Source organism: Sphingosinicella sp. (assembly GCF_052388015.1).
Taxonomy (GTDB): Bacteria; Pseudomonadota; Alphaproteobacteria; order Sphingomonadales; family Sphingomonadaceae; genus Allosphingosinicella.
Genome location: NZ_JBQTIN010000076.1, coordinates 1 through 17,076, shown reverse-complemented (window position 1 = coordinate 17,076; position 17,076 = coordinate 1). Strand labels below are relative to the sequence as shown.

Annotated in this window: 13 protein-coding genes and 1 pseudogene; 4 read left to right on the top strand and 10 right to left on the bottom strand. The window is 69.3% G+C overall.

Annotated features, from left to right (window positions below):
• Nucleotides 1–100: 100 nt before the first annotated feature.
• Both ACT4N3_RS06535 and ACT4N3_RS06530 read left to right on the top strand, forming a co-directional pair.
• Complete coding sequence (locus ACT4N3_RS06535; protein WP_444854403.1) at nucleotides 101–1,636, top strand: permease; 1,536 nt, start codon at nucleotides 101–103, stop codon at nucleotides 1,634–1,636.
• Complete coding sequence (locus ACT4N3_RS06530) at nucleotides 1,633–2,637, top strand: serine hydrolase domain-containing protein (protein ID WP_444854402.1); 1,005 nt, start codon at nucleotides 1,633–1,635, stop codon at nucleotides 2,635–2,637. The genes ACT4N3_RS06535 and ACT4N3_RS06530 overlap by 4 nt, the downstream gene beginning before the upstream one ends.
• Here ACT4N3_RS06530 and dacB read toward each other — a convergent pair.
• The 6 genes from dacB to ACT4N3_RS06500 all read right to left on the bottom strand — a co-directional run bounded on the left by dacB (nucleotide 2,634) and on the right by ACT4N3_RS06500 (nucleotide 9,480).
• Nucleotides 2,634–4,100, bottom strand: coding sequence for a D-alanyl-D-alanine carboxypeptidase/D-alanyl-D-alanine endopeptidase (gene dacB / locus ACT4N3_RS06525; protein ID WP_444854401.1), 1,467 nt, complete (start codon nucleotides 4,098–4,100; stop codon nucleotides 2,634–2,636). The two genes, ACT4N3_RS06530 and dacB, sit on opposite strands and share 4 nt — an antisense overlap.
• An 81-nt stretch (nucleotides 4,101–4,181) precedes the next feature.
• Nucleotides 4,182–5,003: a phytanoyl-CoA dioxygenase family protein gene (locus tag ACT4N3_RS06520; protein WP_444854400.1), complete on the bottom strand. Its 822-nt coding sequence runs from the start codon at nucleotides 5,001–5,003 to the stop codon at nucleotides 4,182–4,184.
• On the bottom strand, nucleotides 5,000–6,550 hold the full coding sequence (locus ACT4N3_RS06515; protein ID WP_444854399.1) for an N-acyl-D-amino-acid deacylase family protein: 1,551 nt from the start codon (nucleotides 6,548–6,550) through the stop codon (nucleotides 5,000–5,002). The genes ACT4N3_RS06520 and ACT4N3_RS06515 overlap by 4 nt, the downstream gene beginning before the upstream one ends.
• A complete protein-coding gene (gene dgcA, locus ACT4N3_RS06510) occupies nucleotides 6,547–7,536 on the bottom strand; it encodes an N-acetyl-D-Glu racemase DgcA (protein WP_444854398.1) in 990 nt (329 codons plus the stop codon). Before dgcA ends, ACT4N3_RS06515 begins: the two co-directional genes overlap by 4 nt.
• Nucleotides 7,494–8,528: an N-acetyltransferase DgcN gene (gene dgcN / locus ACT4N3_RS06505; RefSeq protein ID WP_444854397.1), complete on the bottom strand. Its 1,035-nt coding sequence runs from the start codon at nucleotides 8,526–8,528 to the stop codon at nucleotides 7,494–7,496. Before dgcN ends, dgcA begins: the two co-directional genes overlap by 43 nt.
• Nucleotides 8,529–8,598: 70 nt before the next feature.
• A complete protein-coding gene (locus ACT4N3_RS06500; RefSeq protein WP_444854396.1) occupies nucleotides 8,599–9,480 on the bottom strand; it encodes a LysR family transcriptional regulator in 882 nt (293 codons plus the stop codon).
• Between the two features lie 138 nt (nucleotides 9,481–9,618).
• Here ACT4N3_RS06500 and ACT4N3_RS06495 point away from each other — a divergent pair, with 138 nt between their 5' ends.
• Nucleotides 9,619–11,982 carry a penicillin acylase family protein gene (locus ACT4N3_RS06495; RefSeq protein ID WP_444854395.1) on the top strand — a complete coding sequence of 788 codons (2,364 nt, stop codon included), beginning with the start codon at nucleotides 9,619–9,621 and terminating at the stop codon, nucleotides 11,980–11,982.
• Here the strand turns inward: ACT4N3_RS06495 and ACT4N3_RS06490 are convergent.
• A complete protein-coding gene (locus ACT4N3_RS06490) occupies nucleotides 11,979–13,190 on the bottom strand; it encodes a serine hydrolase domain-containing protein (protein WP_444854394.1) in 1,212 nt (403 codons plus the stop codon). The two genes, ACT4N3_RS06495 and ACT4N3_RS06490, sit on opposite strands and share 4 nt — an antisense overlap.
• Before the next feature lie 23 nt (nucleotides 13,191–13,213).
• Nucleotides 13,214–14,383 (bottom strand): non-hydrolyzing UDP-N-acetylglucosamine 2-epimerase, encoded by a 1,170-nt coding sequence (gene wecB / locus ACT4N3_RS06485; protein ID WP_444854393.1) that lies wholly within the window; start codon nucleotides 14,381–14,383, stop codon nucleotides 13,214–13,216.
• 112 nt (nucleotides 14,384–14,495) lie between these two features.
• On the opposite strand from wecB, the gene ACT4N3_RS06480 reads away from it, so the two are divergent.
• Nucleotides 14,496–15,113 carry a Yip1 family protein gene (locus tag ACT4N3_RS06480; RefSeq protein ID WP_444854392.1) on the top strand — a complete coding sequence of 206 codons (618 nt, stop codon included), beginning with the start codon at nucleotides 14,496–14,498 and terminating at the stop codon, nucleotides 15,111–15,113.
• On the opposite strand, the gene hutH is transcribed toward ACT4N3_RS06480, so the two are convergent.
• Together hutH and ACT4N3_RS06470 are read right to left on the bottom strand one after the other, a co-directional pair.
• Nucleotides 15,110–16,621 (bottom strand): histidine ammonia-lyase, encoded by a 1,512-nt coding sequence (hutH, locus tag ACT4N3_RS06475; RefSeq protein WP_444854391.1) that lies wholly within the window; start codon nucleotides 16,619–16,621, stop codon nucleotides 15,110–15,112. The two genes, ACT4N3_RS06480 and hutH, sit on opposite strands and share 4 nt — an antisense overlap.
• Nucleotides 16,618–17,076 (bottom strand): annotated as a pseudogene (locus ACT4N3_RS06470) (urocanate hydratase); the annotation flags it as partial. The pseudogene ACT4N3_RS06470 and the gene hutH, both read right to left, overlap by 4 nt.

Genomic DNA, 17,076 nt, shown 5'->3' with positions numbered 1-17,076 from the left:
TCCATAACCTGCCGCCATTTCGCTGCCGAAAGCCCTTGGGGCGTGATAGCAGTGGGGCAACGGCCGCGACCGACGGCAGGAGGGGCGAAGGGTGAGGGCGATGGCGTCACTGGCAGAGAGCAGCGTTGCGCCGCCCGACAAGGTCGTGCCGACGGGGCTTCGCCGCCAAGCGCTCTATTTGCTGCTCGGCTTCTCGGCCGGCCTCCCCTTCTACATGTTCTCGACCGTTCTGACGCTGCGGCTGCAGGCGCACGAGATCGGGATCGTCGTCATCGGCTTCTTCGCCTGGGTGCAATTGCTGCCGACTTTCAAGTTCCTGTGGGCGCCGCTGCTCGATCGCTACCTGGTGCCGGGGTTCGGCCGTTTCTGGGGAAAGCGGCGCGGCTGGATCATGCTCGCCCAGCTCGGCATCTTCACCTCGATGGCGTCGATGGCGTTCGTGTCGCCTGGCGACTCGCTGCCCATCACCGCTTTGTTCGCGGTGCTGCTCGCCTTCTGGACGACGACGCTCGAAGTCGCGGCCGACGCCTGGCGCATCGAGCTCGCCCCGACCCAGGCGGAGCAGGGCCCGGTCGCTGCCGCCAACCTCTGGGGCTACCGCACCGCCATGGTCGCGGCGGGGAGCGGCGCGCTGCTGGTTGCCGATCAACCCGATTGGGGCTGGACCGGCGCCTATCTGGCGATCGCCGCCGCTGCGTTCGTTCCCTTTCCCATGCTTGTGGCGATGCGACCGGATCCCGAAGGTCATGGCAACCGGGCCGGGTCGCTGGCCGCCGGCCTTGTCGCGAGCGTCGTCATCCTGCTGGCGGTGACGGCCGTGACCGCGGCGATCGGCTGGGTGCTGCTCGGCGCAGCTTCGGGCATGGGGATCAGCGGCCAGACCAATGTCACGCCCTACGTCCTTGCGCTCTGCATGGTCCCCTTCCTGATCATGGCGGCCGCGCTGCCGAAGATCCGGAACCTGCCTCCTTCGGCGCCGGCGCGGCGCTCGATCGCCATCGGCCCTTATGTGGAGTTCTTCTGGCGTTACGGCTTCATGGCGCTGGCGCTGATGGCGTTCGTCTCGATCTACCGGATGGGCGACGTACTGGCCCTGAACCTTTCCAAGCCGATGATCCGCGGCCTCGGTTATTCGCTGAGCGAGATCGGCCGCGCCGATTCCTATGTCGCGCTGGTCGCCAGCATGACCGGCGTCGCGCTCGGTGGCTGGATGGCGGCGCGCTGGCGCCAGTCATGGGCGCTCACGGTCGGCGCGATCTTCGCGGCGATCGGCAATTTCGGTTTCGTCTGGCTCGCTCACCAGCCGCCGGTCGAAGCGACGCTTTACCTTGCCACCGCGCTCGACCAGTTCGGCAACGGCATGGCCGGCACGATCTTCGTCGTCTACCTCTCGCTGCTCGTCGATCCGCGCCACCCAGGCGCGCAATATGCGTTCCTGTCCGGCTTCGCCTTCCTGCTGCCGCGGCTGCTGTCGGGTTCCGGCGGCGCGATGGTCGAGAGCTTCAACGCCGCGGGCTATAACGGCTTCGATATCTTCTTCGTCATTTCCGGCGTCGCCAGCCTGGCCGCGATCCTCTTCCTGCCGCTGATCAGCCGCGCCCGGCCCCGGCCGCGCGACGACGAGGCGGAGGCGTGAGCGAGGCCATCGACCGCGCCTTCGCGCCGGCGCTTGCCGCGGTCGAGGACGGGCGCATTCCCGGTGCCACGCTCGGCGTCGCCACGGCGGACGGGCGCAGGGCAGTCCGCGTCGCCGGCATGGCCGCGCTGGTGCCGGAGCCGGCGCCGCTGACCGAGGCCCACTGGTTCGATCTCGCCTCGGTGTCCAAGGTGATCGCCACCACGACGATGATCCTGTCGCTGGCCGAGGCGGGCCGGATCGACCTCGACCGGCCGCTGACCGACGCCATCCCGGATCTGCGCCAATATGACGTCGCCAATGCCGCTGAGCGGCGATTGACCTTCCGCGACTGTCTCGCCCATCGCACCTTCCTGCCCGCGGTCGAGCCGATCTACACTTATGGCGACGATCCGGAGCGGCTGCGCGCCTTCGTCCTGCAGCGGGAATGGTGCCACGGCGAGCCCTGCTATTCCGACATCAATTTCATCCTGCTCGGCATCGCGATCGAGCGGATCACCGGCGCGCCGCTTTCGGCCTGGCCGCTTCCCGAAGGCCTTGCCTTCGGCCCGCCGCCGGGGCCGGCGGTCGCAACCGAGGCCTGCCCCTGGCGCGGCCGGGTGATGAAGGGCGAGGTGCATGACGAAAATGCCTGGGCGCTCGGCGGGGCGCCGGGCCATGCCGGGCTGTTCGGCACCGTTGCGGGCGTGCTCGGCTATGCGCGGGGCCTGCTCGATGGCAGTGCCTCGCGTTTCCAGCTGGAAGCGATCCGGAGCCACCTCCACGCCAACCGGACCTGCGGTTGGGAGAAACGGTTCACCGGCTGGCACGGCGGCGACGCCTGCTCCGGCGAGACGATCGGCCATACCGGCTTCACCGGCACCGGTCTTTGGGTGGACTTCCAGCGCGGCCTGGCCTGGACGCTGCTCACCAACCGGATCCATCCGACTCGCCATCGCGAGACCGGCATCCTGGAATTGCGCCGCGCCACCGGAGACGCGGTGATCGCCGTCCTCGGCTAGTTCGCCTCCGCAATCGCCACCAGCGCCGCGTCCATCACTGCCGTCGCGCTGCCGCCGCCGGGAACATCGTTGGCAAAGAAGGAAAAGGTGAGTGTGCGTCCGCTTCTGGCAATCATGTATCCGGAAAGCGCATTGGTCGCGTTCAGCGTCCCGGTCTTGGCGAACAGACGCCGTTCGAGCGCGGTCCCGCGGAACCGGCGGGCGAGCGTGCCGTCCACCCCGGCGACAGGGAAGGTCTCCCGCCAGGCGGCGCCCCACGGCTGGGTCGCGGCCCAGCGCAGTAAGGCGGCGACGGCACGCGGGGCCATTCTGTTGTAGGTCGACATGCCCGATCCGTCCGAAAGGTCCCAGCTCGTCCGCGGCGCGCCGGCCTGGCCCATCATCGCGTCGATCGCGGCGACACCGTCCGAGATCGACCCGGACCCCCGGACCAGGCCGAGACGGCGGATCATCAACTCGGCATGGAGATTCTGGCTTTCCTTGTTGATTCGGGCGAGATCCTGGGCGAGCGGCGGGGGGACCAGCCTCGCCAACACTGGCGCGGGCGAAACCACCGGCGGCGCGTTATTGGTCGACTGCTCGCCCTCGCCGCCCTCGGCCGCCCGGTGGCGGACGCCGACCCCGCCAGTCACCCGGACGCCCCGCGCCTCCAGCATCGCGCGCAGCCGACTCGCGGCATAGTGCGCCGGATCGTCGATGCCGAGACGCAGGTTTTCCGGCTGGGCGGTCGCGGCGATGCGCCCGGTGAGGCGGAGCTCCAGGCTGCCGGGCAGGCGGGTGAAGCGGAGCTGTGTCGCCCCGTCCGCAACCGTGACCGCGCTGTTGACGATCCGGTAGTAAGGGAGGTGATCGAGCGCCGGCGGCTGGCCAACCGCGCCGGGCGTGACCCTGAATCTGAGCTCATTGTCGTCGAGGGTCAGGGCCGAGATCGCGGTGCCGTAGGCGGACGCGATATTGTTCCAGCTCATCCCGGGGCTCCAGCGCTGGTCCGGAAAGAGAGTGTCGTCGCCGATCACGTCGCGCACGCGCCGGGTTCGCGCCGCGACCGCATCCGCCAAGGCGGCGAGGCAGTTCGTGACGCAGTCGGGCGCGCTCGACAGACGTGCGTCGCCATATCCCACGAGGATCACGTCGCGTGTCCCGCGCCGGCTTTCTTCCAGACGCACGGCGGCGCCTCCGGCCGTGTCCGGCTGGTCCAGCCCGGTCAGGGTCGCGAACGCCGCCGCGGTGGTGAACAGCTTGGTGTTGGAGGCCGGGATGAAGCGGTCGTTCGGGTTGATCGCGATCAGCTCGCGCCCATCCGGATCCAGCACGACCAGTCCGAAGCGCGTGCCCGGCCCGGCGCCGGCCAATTGCGCGCTCACGCGCTGCTGAAGGCTCTGCTGCCAGGCCAGTGCCGGAGCGGCCGTGGCGATCGCGAAGGCCAGCAAGGTGGCTCGAGCCAGGATCAGAATGCGCATCATCGCGCGATCCTACGTCGGATCGGCGGCGGAATAACCTGCTCGTTCGTGTGGTGCGGTTCGCCGGCTATGCCGGGCCGCCGGTCACACATAATGGGGGTCGCCGCGTTCCCGCAGCGCTTCATAATGCACGATCGCAGGCTTCCGGCCCAACGGCACCGGACGCCCGTCGCGGAAGGCCCATTCGCCGCGGTCGCAATCATTCCGACGAACATAGCCGTTGATATAGAAGCGGCGCTGGTGGTCGGAGCGATTGGTCCCCGAGCCGTGAACAAGGTAAGGATTCCAAAGGGCTAGGTCGCCAGGATCGAGATCGAGCTTGATCGCGTCGGCCGACGAGAGTCCGACCCTATTCAACGCCGAATCCTGCATCGAACGGCCCAGTACGTCGGCTGAAGTGTCGAGATCGAGGTCGCCGTGGAGATGGCTGCGCGGCACCAGCGACATGCCGCCGGAATCCGGCTTGTGCGGATCGATCGCGAGGCCGGTCTGCACATAGGACGTGGCGAGGTTGCGATAGCATTCGGCCGGCAGGCGGAAGCGCGAATCCTGGTGCCAGGCGAAATCGCCCGCGGCCCCCGGCGCCTTCCAGTGGATCTGGTTGATGATCTGCTTGATGTCGCGCCCGATCAGCGGCTCAAGCAGTGCCGCGAAGCGGGGATCGAGCCGCACTGCGTCCAGCGCCGGCCGGTGGTAGGACGGCCATTGCACCATCTGAACCCGCGGCCCGGCTTCGTCCTGCGCGATCTTGTAGAAGAGGTTGCCGTGCCGGAAGCTGCGGCCGTGCGCCATGCCTTCCGTATGGACCCCATCGATCTCGGCGCCGATCGCGGCGACCTCGTCGGCGCTGAAGAAGCCGCGAACGATGGCGTAACCTTCGCGATGCCAGGCGGCCTCGTCGATCATCGGCAGCTTCCGGCGCGCGGCACATGTGCGAGCCCACGGCCCGACGCAGCCCCGGTCAGCGCGCCATTTTCGACCGCGGCGATGCCGTTGACGAACACCGCCCGGACGCCGGCGGCAAGTTCGGTCGGCCGCTCATAGGTCGCCCGCGCGGCATAGGAACGGGGATCGAAGACAATGATGTCGGCGAACGCCCCGGCACGCAGCCGGCCCCGATCGACCAGGCCGAACGCGTCCGCCGGCCGCGCCGTGCTCCGCTCGATGAAGGCGCGCAGGGTGATCGTGCGGCGGCGCTGCACATATTCCGAATAGAGCCGGGCGAAGCTGCCGTAGGCGCGGGGGTGCCCGGCCGAGGCGTCGGAGCCGGACATCACCCAGGGCTCGCGCATGAAGGCCTCGATGTCGGCTTCGGTCTGATTGAACGAGACGACGCTTGCGTCCGCTTCGCGGATCGCGGCGATCGCGGTTTCGGTCGGATCAGCGGCACCGGCAACCTCGGAAAGCCGGCGGCCGCGATGCCGGCCGGCGGTGATCAGCAGCGACTCAGGTCCACCGCGCCGTCGCAGATTGTCGGCCATCTCGGTCCGCAAGCGGCTTGCGACCGACGCATCTTCGAAGCGCCGCAGCAGCGCCGCCCGCCCGCCGTCCTGCGCCCAGCGCGGCACAAGCGCGGCGACCAGGCTCGTGCCCGAGGCGGACCAGGGATATTGATCGGCGGTGACGCGCTGCCCGGCCCGGCGGGCCGCCTCGATGCGGGCGATGATCGCCGGCGCCTGGCCTTGAACATCGACGCCGAGCGCCTTGATGTGGGAGATGTTGACTGGCAGCCCGGCCTCGCGGCCGATGGTGATCGCCTCGTCCACCGCCGCCGCGAGCCCGATCGAATAAGAGGATTCGTCACGCAAATGGGTGTCGTAGACGCCGCCGCGAGACGCCGCCTCGCGGGCCAGCGCAACGACCTCGTCGGTGCGCGAGAAGCTCTGTGGCGCGTAAAACAGACCGGTCGAGAGGCCGAGCGCGCCCTGACACATCGCCGCCGAGACCATGGCGCGCATCCTCGCCAGCTCTTCCGCCGTGGGCGCCCGGTCGGCCTCGCCGATCACCGCCCGGCGCACCGGGCCGAAGCCGACATAAGCGGCATAATTGATCCCCACCGGTCTCGTCCGGGCGCGGCCCAGCACCGCGGCCACATCCGGATCGCCGCCGCCGTCATTGCCGATCAGCGCGGTCGTCACACCCTGCATCAGGAAAGCGGAGATCAGCCGCGTCCGCGCATCGTCCGAGGCGAGCTGCTCGCCGAGATGGGCATGGGGATCGATGAATCCCGGCGCGACGATCATCCCGCGCGCATCCACGACCCGCGCCGCCCGGTAGTCAAGCCGCCGTCCCACCGCGCGGATGCGATCGCCGGATATCGCCACGTCGCCGACGAACGGCGCGTCCGATCCCGTGTAGATGGTGCCGCCGCGGATGATGAGCTCGACGCGTTCGGTCGCGGTCGCGGCGGAGGCCGCGGATGCAAGCAGCAGCACAATCCATTTGATCGTCATCGCGTTCCCCAGAAGCCGGCAGCGGGCGGATGGATGAATCCACCTGCCTCGCTGATCCCGCCCGGCCTGTCCGTCTGGAGCCATAACGGGCCGTCGAGATCGACGAAATCGGACATCGCGGCGAGATGAAGCGCCGGCGCGATCGACAGCGATGAGCTCACCATGCAGCCGGTCATCAGGCCCAGGCCCAGCGCCCGCGCCTCTCGCGCAACGTCAAGCGCCGCGGTCAGCCCGCCTGCCTTGTCCAGCTTCACATTCACCACTTGGTAGCGGCGCGCGACCGCGCGCAGGTCCTCCAAGACGTGAATCGATTCGTCGGCGCAAATCGGCACCGCCGGCGCAAAGCCCTCCAGCCAGGCGTCGTCGCCAGCCGGCACCGGTTGTTCGAGCAAGGCGACCCGCGCTTCGACGAGCGTCTCCTGTATTTCCTCGACCAGATCGCGGTTCCAGCTTTCGTTCGGATCGACGATCAGCGCCGGGCCGGGCGCCGCCGTCCGCACGGCCAGGATCTGGGCCCGCGGATCCAGCGCATCGACCTTGACCTTGAGCAGCGGCACATCGCCTGCCGCCCCTGCCGCGTCGGCCATTGCGGCGGGCGTGTCGATGGCGATGGTCAGGGCGGTCGCGACCGGCATGAGCGGGCTCCTTCCGATCATCTCCGCGACGTCACGGCCGGACAGCCGGGCCTCCAGATCCCACAAGGCGCAATCCAGAGCATTGCGCGCCGCGCCGGCGGGGAGCGCGTGGAGCAGCGCCTCGCGGCTTGCGCCCTGCTCGACGAGCGCACGCACCTCTTCGATCGCCGCGAGCGCACTCGCCACGCTTTCGCCATAGCGTGGGTACGGAACCGCCTCGCCGCGCCCGATGACCTCCCCCTCGGCGATGGTCACCGTCACGACATCCGCCGCCATCTTCACGCCCCGGGCGATCCGGAACGGCGCGTTCAGCGGGAAGCGATCGTGCTGCTGGCGGAGGGTTCGAAGCATAAGAGATGGTCGATGACGGAATCGGCGCCGAAGCGGACGGGATCGGTGCAGGGCAGCTCCATTTGCGCTTCGACAACGGCGCAAAAGCGCGGCGCTGTCTCCGGGTCCATGGCGGACGTGTTGAGGCAGATGCCCACCGCGCGGACCTCGGGACTGTTCAGCCGCGCCGCCTCCAGATTGCGCTCCAGGCAGTCGACAAGATCGGGAAGCGGGCGACCGGGAATGCCTCGCATGTGCGCGCGGCCCGGTTCATGGCACAGCACCAGGGCTTCAGGCTGTGCCCCGTGCAGAAGGCCGAGCGACACGCCGGCGAAGCTCGGGTGGAAGAGCGAGCCTTGCCCCTCGATCAGGTCCCACCCGTCGTCGTCGCGCGCCGGAGCAAGCCGCTCGATCGCGCCCGAGATGAAATCGGCGACGACCGCGTCGACGGCTATGCCCTCGCCGGCGATCAGGATGCCGGTCTGGCCGGTGGCCCTGAAATCGGCGGCGACGCCCCGTTCGCGAAGGCCGCGGGTCAGCGCGAGCGTCGCGTACATCTTGCCGACCGAGCAATCGGTGCCGACCGTGAGCAGGCGGCGGCCCGGCCGGGGATAGCCTTTGCCGACCGTCAGGCCGGCGGGGGGGTCGCGGACATCGAACAGGCTCAATCCGCGCGCATTCGCCAGCTCGGCGAGGCGCGGCTGGTCGCGAAGCCGCTCATGAAGACCGGAGGCGACATTCAGCCCCGCCTTCAGCGCCGTTGCCGCATCGTCGATAAGATCGGTCCCGACCTGGCCGCCCGCGCCCGCAATGCCGAGGATCAACGTGCGCGCGCCGCCTGCGGCGGCTTCCTCCATGCCGAGCCGCGGCAGGCCGAGCGTCAGCGGGCAATCGTCGTGCCGAAACTCGCCGAGGCAATCCTCGCGCCGGAACTCGGCGACGCCGCGCGACGTCTTCACGCCAAGCGGGTCGCGGCTGTGGCCGAGATAGAGGAGGTAAGGCGACGGAATCATTTGCGGTCGAGCCTAACCGCGCTCGGCAATGCCGTGGCATAGCGAGAGGGCGGCCCGCCATAGCCGGCCGCTATGGAGCGTCGAGAACCCGCTTCAAGGTCTTCAGGAAGTCGTCCGCCAGCGCGCCCGGCGGCCGGTTGATCAGGTGCATGGCGTGGACATCGAATGTGATGTGTGGCCGAAGCGGCCGCATCGACAGACCGGGCACCAGACAGGCTTGAGCGGTGAAGCTGTCGACCACGGTAATCCCCACCCCCTGTCTGACGAGCGCTGCCGCCATGTAGAAGGTTCGCACCGACACGACATCGTCCAGCTCGACGCCGGCCCGCTCCAGCTCCTGGGTGAAGAGCTGGCCGAGCGGGCCGCTGGCGGCAAGGCTGATGAACCTGTGGCCGCGCAGGCGGCCGAGCTCCAGGCTTGGCGGCGCATCGGGCAGGTCTTGCTCGCGATAGAGTGCGACCAGCTCTCCCTCGCCGAGCCAGCGCTGGTTGAGCGGCGCCGACGGCGGCAATTGATAGGCGATCGCGATGTCCGTCTCGCGCTCGTGGAGCTTGCGCAGCAGGTCGTCGTGATGGACCGTCTGCAGATCGAATTTCACGTCGGCATGGGCGCGCAGGAATTGCGACACCGCGGTCGGGATGGCTTCGAGCGCCAGCGACGGCAGCGCCAGGATACGTAGCATGCCGGTGCCGCGACGAATGTTGCGGCCGGCCTCGCGCAGTGCCTGGACGCGGTCCTGAATTTCCCGAACCTCGCCGAACAGGCTGTGCGCGTCCTCGGTCGGCACCAGCCCGCCATTGGCGCGATGGAAGAGCGGAAAGCCAAGCAGGCTTTCGGCGTGCCGCAGCATCTTCGACACGGAAGGCTGCGACACGTTGAGCGCGCGCGCGGCGGCGCTGACCGAGCCGTTCACATAGACGGCATGGAAGATTTCGATGTGGCGGAGATTCATGCTGGCGCCTCTTCGCGGCCATTAAGGCCTATTTTTCGCGCCGCCATAGCTTTTCCCTATGGTCGCCCCAGCGCTTGTGATGCGGCGCGACGCCAAGCCGTCGCTAGCCTGAGTTTCCGCGCACGGGAAAGTTTGCAGATGCTCAACCGACGTTCGTTCCTGCTCGGCTCGGCCGCGACGCTGGCGCTCCTGCCTGTCGCTGCCCGCGCTCAGGGTGTGCCGGTGTCGCGCGCGCGGCAGGTGGCCGCAGCGGGTCTGTCGGCGCCGGTCGAGATCGTCGACGATCCCTATGGCGTGCCCCACATAAGGGCCCGATCGATCCCCGACGCCTTCTTCGGCCAGGGCTATGTCGTCGCGCGCGACCGGCTGTTTCAGATCGATCTGGCGCACCGGCGCGAAATGGGGCGGATGGCCGAAGCGTTCGGACCCGAATTCGCCCCCCACGACGCGGCGGCGCGGCTGTTCCTGTTCCGCGGCGACCTCGACGCCGAGCTGGCCCGCGTGCCGGAGAACATCCTCGCCTGCGCCCGCGCTTATGTGGCCGGGATCAACGCCCGCATCGACGAAGTGCTGGCCGATCCCGCCCTGCTGCCGCGCGAATATGGCATTCTCGGCGTCACGCCGCTGCAGTGGGATCTGCGCAACCTGGTGCTGGCCCGCGGCGGCGGGTTCGGCGGTGTCGCGGACGAGGTTCGCCGCGCCCGCCTCGCCGCGATGGGGCTGCTCGAGCTGGATGCGGTGATTGCACCCTTGCGGCCGGCCTGGGACTTGCGCGTGCCAGAGGGCCTGGACGCCGCGGCCGTGTCGGAGGCGGATCTGGGCGTGCTGCGTCTCGGCGGATTGCCATTCGGCTCGCTCGTCCCCGATCCGGACCCTCCCGCGCCTCCGACCAGCGCCGACGCCGGCAGCAACGCCTGGACGATAGGCCCCGGGCGCAGCGCGACGGGGCGGCCGATCCTCGCCAACGACCCGCATCTCGGCATCGGCGGCCTCGGCCCGCGCCACGTCGCGCATCTGAGCGCGCCCGGGCTGGACGTGATCGGCGGCGGCTCGCCCGGCCTGCCGGGGATCATGCAGGGCCACACGGACCGGTTCGCCTTTGGCCGCACCAATTTCCATATCGACCAGGAGGATCTGTTCGTCCTCGAGCTGCACCCCGACGATCCGGAGCGCTACCGCCATGGCGACGGATGGCGGCGGTTCGACCGCTTCGAGGTGGCGATCCCGGTCAAGAACGCCGCGCCGCATGCCGCGACCTTGCGCTACGCCGTGCAGGGGCCGGTGCTCTCGCACGATCCCGCCCGGCGCCGCGCCACCGCGCTGGCCGCGATCGAGCTGCGACCGGGGGCGAGCGGCGCCTTCGCGATGATCGCGATCAATCTGGCGCGGGACTGGGAAAGCCTGCGCGCGACCGCGTTCCGCTTCCACCCCTCGCCGACCAACTTCCATTATGCGGACATCGACGGAAACCATGGCTGGCAGGTGATCGGCTTCGCGCCCGTCCGTCGCCGGGGCGACGGGCTGATGCCGGTGCCGGGCGACGGCCGCTACGATTGGACCGGGATACGCGACTTTTCCGCGCTGCCGAACGAATACAATCCGGCCAAGGGCTGGTTCGCCTCGGCCAACCAGAACAATTTGCCGGAAGGCTGGCCACGGAATCGCATCCCGGCTTTCTCGTTCCGCGATCCCTATCGTTACCAGCGGATCGCCGGCGTGCTGTCGGCGCAGCCCCGGCACCGGCTCGCCGACAGCGTCGCGCTCATGCACGACACGCTCTCCACGCCTGCGCGACAGCTGGTTGCGCTGCTGCCCGCCCAGGGCACGGCCGAGGCGGCGCCGGCGCTCGCGATGCTGCGCGGCTGGGATGGGCGGCTCGACGCCGACAGCGCCCCGGCAGCGCTGTACCAGATCCTCTGGCGGGAGCTTGGCCGGCGGATGCTCGCGGCGATCGTGCCCGAGCGGGCGCGCGAACTGGTCGACGAGATCGCGCCGTCGGTGCTGCTCGGGCTGCTCGCTTTTCCCGATGCGCGACTCGGCGCCGACCCTGTTGCGGCGCGCGACGCTTTGTTCGACGCCGCGCTCGCCGCCGCCTGGGCGCAGGCGCGCGAGCAACTCGGGTCGGACCCCGCCGCCTGGCGCTGGGGAACGCTGCACCGGGTCACGATCCGTCACCCGCTGTCCCGCATCCCTGCCATCGCCGCCGCCTTCCCGCCGATCGAGGGCGAGGGCTCTGGCGGCGATTCCTACACCCCGATGGCGCGCTGGATCAGGGGAAGCGGCTGGAATGTCAGCGGCGGTGCGAGCTATCTTCAGGCGATCGACGTCGGCGCCTGGGACAATTCGCTGTTCCTCAACCTTCCCGGCAATTCCAACGACCCGCGCTCAGGCCATTATCGCGACCTCTATCCGCACTGGATAAGCGGCGAGATGCGGCCGATGCTCTTCAGTCGCCGCGCCGTGGACGCCCACGCCACCCGCCGCACCATCCTGCGCCCCTAGCGCGCCAGCGCCTCGCACAGCCGGTCGGTCGCCAACGCGATACGGGATTCGGGCATGTCGCGGTTGGACGCGTCGTTGCGTACCCCGCGCGTCTCGGTGTTGAAGGCGAGCAGGCTGCCGGCGCGCTGGTCAGGACAGAGGCTGAGATAGGCGCGGAAGCCGTTCTGGTCGCCATTATGGCCGACGAAGCGCACCGGCCCGGCCGCGTCGATGAAGAAGCTGAGCCCGCTTTGCGTCGTCCGCGCCATCCGCCCCTGGGTGAAGTCCTCCCCGGCGGCGATCACCGGCCGCCACATCTCCTCCAGCGAGGAGCGCCGCAGCACCAGATCGTATTCCGTCGCCCGCGCCGGATCGCCGATCAGGAAGGCGAGGTAGCGCGCCATGTCGGTCATCGGCGCGTTGAGGCCGCCGTTCGATACGGTGACGCCGGTATCGACATCGAACGGCGCCGCGACCCGCCGGCCGTTCCTGATGTAATAAGAGTGCGAGCGGTGCCGCAGCAAATGCGGCGGCGTGCGGTCGAAATAGGAGTCGTGCATGCCGAGCGGCCGGAGGATGTTCTTGTCGACATAGACCTCGAAATCCTCGCCGGTCAGCCGCTCGATCACCTGCCCCAGATAGACGATGCCGGGATTGGAATAGCTGAAGCGCGAGCCCGGCCGGAACAGCACCTGTGTATAAGGCAGCATCGCCTCCAGCTGCGCCCAGCCGGGCGGCTCGAACGGCTGCCACTCCTGATCGCGCCACGGCCAGGTGCCGCCGCGAAAGCCGGCGCTGTGGCTCATCAGCATCCGGATGGTGATCGCGTCCGCAGAGCCGAACGGGTTGTGCACCCGGGCGAGCTCGGGGACGTAGCGCGTGATCGGATCGTCCAGCGACAAGAGGCCGCGGTCGCGCAGCTGCATGATCGCGATCCCGGTCATCGTCTTGGTGATCGAGGCCCAATGGTAGATCGTGTTTGCATCGACCGCGACGCCCGCCTCGGCGTCCTGCGCGCCAAGATGATCGGCGGCGACGGTCCGCCCCTCCCGCACGAAATAGAAGCTGCTTCCGGCGATCCCCGCGCGCCGCACGCCGCCGCGATGGAGCTGGCGAAATTCGCCCAGCGCCGCCTCGAAGCGCCGCTCGTCGGCCGCGGCCGGGCTGGCGGCCAGGGCCGCGGCAAGCGGCCCGGCGATGAGGAACATGGCGGCGAACCGACGGCGCATGGCGAACGTTCTCCTTTCCTGCGTCATTGTGATCGGCCGCCGGCACCGATCTGCCAGAAGTCGACCGGCGTGTCGCCCCGGCCGGCAAGGAACTCGACCACCGCGGCGGCGATACGGGGTGCCGCCCGGCCGTCGCCATAGGGAAATACGGGCTTTGAGCGCGCGGCATATTCGGCCGCGTCGTCGAGCAAGGCCGCGACCTCGCGCACGATGACGTCGGGGTCGGTCCCAACCAGCCGCGCCGCGCCCAGCGCCACCGCCTCGGGCCGCTCGGTGACCTCGCGCATCACCAGCACCGGCTTGCCGATCGCCGGCGCTTCTTCCTGCACCCCGCCGGAATCGGTCAGCACGACCGCCGCCGCCTGCATCAGCGCGACCATCTCGACATAGCCGACCGGCGGAACGAGGCGGATATTCGGATGGCCGCCGAGACGCGCGGCCACCGGTTCGCGGACGTTCGGGTTGAGGTGCACCGGATAGAGGATCTCGACATCGCCGCGCGCCGCCAGCCGCGCCAGCGCCGCGCAGATACGCTCGAAGCCCGGGCCAAAGCTCTCGCGGCGATGGCCGGTGACCAGGATCAGCCGCTTGGCCGGATCGGGCGCCAGCCCGGCGCGCGCCAGCTCGCCGCCGTCGAGCCGGCCGGCGACATGGAGCAGCGCGTCGATCCCCGTATTGCCCGTGACGACTATCGTCCGATCGCGCGGGCTCTCGCGGCGCAAGTTCGCCGCCGCGCCCGCGGTGGGTGCGAGCAGCAGGCTGGCGACCGTGTCGATCGCGACCCGGTTGAACTCCTCGGGAAAGGGCCGGGCGAGATCGTGCGAGCGCAACCCCGCCTCGACATGGCCAATCAGCACGCCGGCGTGGAAGGCGGCAAGCGCCGCGGCCATCGCCGTCGTCGTGTCGCCATGGACGAGCATCAGCGCGGGCCGCTCCGCCTCGATCAGCCCTGCGATCGCGGGCATCGCCCGCGTGGCGACGTCAGTGGGCGTCTGCCCTTCGGTCATCAGCCCGAGGTCACGATCGGGTTGCTCGTCGAACGCTGCGAAGGCCTGACCGAGCAGCTCGCGATGCTGACCGGTCGCGACGAGGCGCAGCGGCACTCCGGCGGCGCGCAGCGCCCGCACCACCGGCAGCATCTTGATCGCCTCGGGCCGGGTGCCGATGACAGTCAGGACGAAGGGCTTGCTCACGGCTTCGGCATGCCGGTCCGCTTCGACCGCCGCAAGCCGGGCGCGCCACTTGCTTGAGATTTGAGGCGCGACGTGCTTTGGTTCGCGTCGATCCGAAACAGGGAGCCATGCAATGACGCTCATCGATCGTGCCAAGAACATCCTGCTGACGCCGAAGACGGAATGGGGCGTCATCGACGCCGAGCCGGCCACGGTGCAGGGCCTCTATACCAGCTACGTCCTCATCCTCGCCGCGATCGGCCCGATTGCGATGCTGATCGGCCAACAGGTTTTCGGCTGGGGCGCGATGGGCGTGACGATCAAGCCGCCGCTCAATTATTCGATCGGCCTCGCGGTCATCACCTACGTTCTGGGCCTCGTCAGCGTCTATGTGATGGCGCTGATCATCGACGCGCTGGCGCCCAGCTTCAACGGCACCAAGAACCAGATCCAGGCCATGAAGGTCGCCGCCTACGCGCCGACCGCGGCCTGGCTCGCCGGCATCTTCCAGATCGTGCCGGGGCTCGCCTTCCTCGGCATCGTCGGCCTGTACAGCCTCTATCTCTATTATCTCGGCATGCCCCGCCTGATGCGGGTGCCCGAGGACAAGGCGCTGGGCTATGTGGTCGTCGTTTGCGTCGCCTATGTGATCGTCTTCTTCGTGGTGAGTTATATCGCGACGATGATGGCCTTGTCCTTCTTCGGCGCGCCGTCGCTGGCGATCGGCGGCGGCCGGATCACGATCGGCTAATCGCCGAACAGCTCCGCCTGGACGGCGTGCGCGAGCGCGCCGTCCAGCACCGCCGCCTTCGCCCATTCCATGTCGCGCGCCAGATAGCGGTCGGCGGCGTGGAACGGGACGGTGGCGCGGATCGCCGCCAGCGTCTCGGCGAGCGGCGGCGAGCTTACGAGAGGCGCGTGGAAATCCAGCCCCTGCGCCGCCGCCAGCAATTCGATCCCGATCACCCCGGCCGCATTGTGCGCGACCCGCCGCGCCTTCAGCGCACCGTGCGTCGCCATCGAGACATGGTCTTCCTGCCCCGCGGAGGTCGGGATCGTGTCGACGCTGGCCGGGAAGGCGAGGCTCTTATTCTCCGAGACGAGCGCGGCAGCGGCGACCTGGGCGATCATGAAGCCCGAATTGACCCCCGAATCCTCGATCAGGAAGGGCGGCAGGCCGCTCATCTTGGGATCGATCAGCACCGCCAGCCGACGCTCGGCGATCGAGCCGATCTCGCACAGCGCCAGCACGAGGATGTCGGCCGCGAAGGCGACGGGCTCGGCGTGAAAATTGCCGCCTGAGAGCGCGTCCTCGCCGAACAGCAGGGGATTGTCGCTGACCGCATTGGCCTCGATCTCGAGCGTCCGCGCCGCACTACGAATCAAATCGAGCACCGCGCCCATCACCTGCGGCTGGCAGCGGAAGCTGTACGGGTCCTGCACCTTCTCGCAATCGTCATGGCTGTGGCGGATCGGGCTCTCGCTAAGCAGACCGCGCAGCACGGCGGCGACCGCGATCTGCCCCGGCTGGCCGCGCGCGTCATGGATGCGGGGATCGAAAGCGACATCGGTCCCTTTGAGCGCGTCCGTCGCCATCGCGCCGCTGACCAGGGCCGTGGCGAAGATGCGCTCGGCGCTGAACAGCACGTCGAGCGCGATCGCGGTCGAGGCTTGCGTGCCGTTGATCAATGCCAGCCCCTCCTTGGGGCCGAGCACCAGCGGCTCCAGCCCCAGCCGCGCCAGCGCCTCAGCCGCCGGCAGCGTCTCCCCGCCGAGCGCGACCTCGCCCTCGCCGATCAAGGCCGCGCTCATATGGGCGAGCGGGGCGAGATCGCCCGATGCCCCCACCGAGCCCTGACTCGGCACGACGGGCAGCGCATCCGCCTCGATCAGCGCGAGCAGCCGCTCGACGATCGCGCGGCGAACGCCACTATGGCCGCGCCCCAGCCCGATCGCTTTCAGCGCCATCATCAGCCGCACGATCCGGGCTGGCAGCGGCTCGCCGAGCCCTGCGCTGTGCGAGAGAATCAAATTGCGCTGCAGCTCGGCGAGCCGCTCCGGCGGGATGCGGGTGCTGGCGAGCAGGCCGAAGCCGGTATTGATCCCGTAGACGGTCCGCCCGCTGGCGACGATCGCCTCCACCGCCGCCGCCGACGCGTCGATCGCCGTCCAGGCTTCGTCCGTCAAAGCGACCGGCGCGCCGTCCCAGACCGCGCGCAGCTCGGCCAGCGTCACCGAACCGGGCCGCAGCGCGCTCACCGCCCCACCATCGGCAAATCCAGCCCCTGCTCGCGCGCGCACTCGATCGCGATCTCATAGCCCGCGTCGGCATGGCGCATCACGCCCGTGCCGGGATCGTTCCACAGCACCCGTTTGAGCCGCCGCGCCGCGTCGTCCGTCCCGTCGGCGACGATCACCATGCCGCTATGCTGCGAAAAGCCCATGCCGACGCCGCCGCCATGATGAAGCGAGACCCAGGTCGCGCCCGAGGCGGCGTTGAGCAAAGCGTTGAGCAACGGCCAGTCGGAGACCGCGTCGGAGCCGTCCTTCATGGCCTCGGTCTCGCGATTGGGGCTGGCGACAGAACCGCTGTCGAGATGATCACGGCCGATCACGACCGGCGCTTTCAGCTCGCCTGAGGCCACCATCTCATTGAAGGCCAGGCCGAGCCGGTGCCGCTGCCCCAGCCCGACCCAGCAGATGCGCGCCGGCAG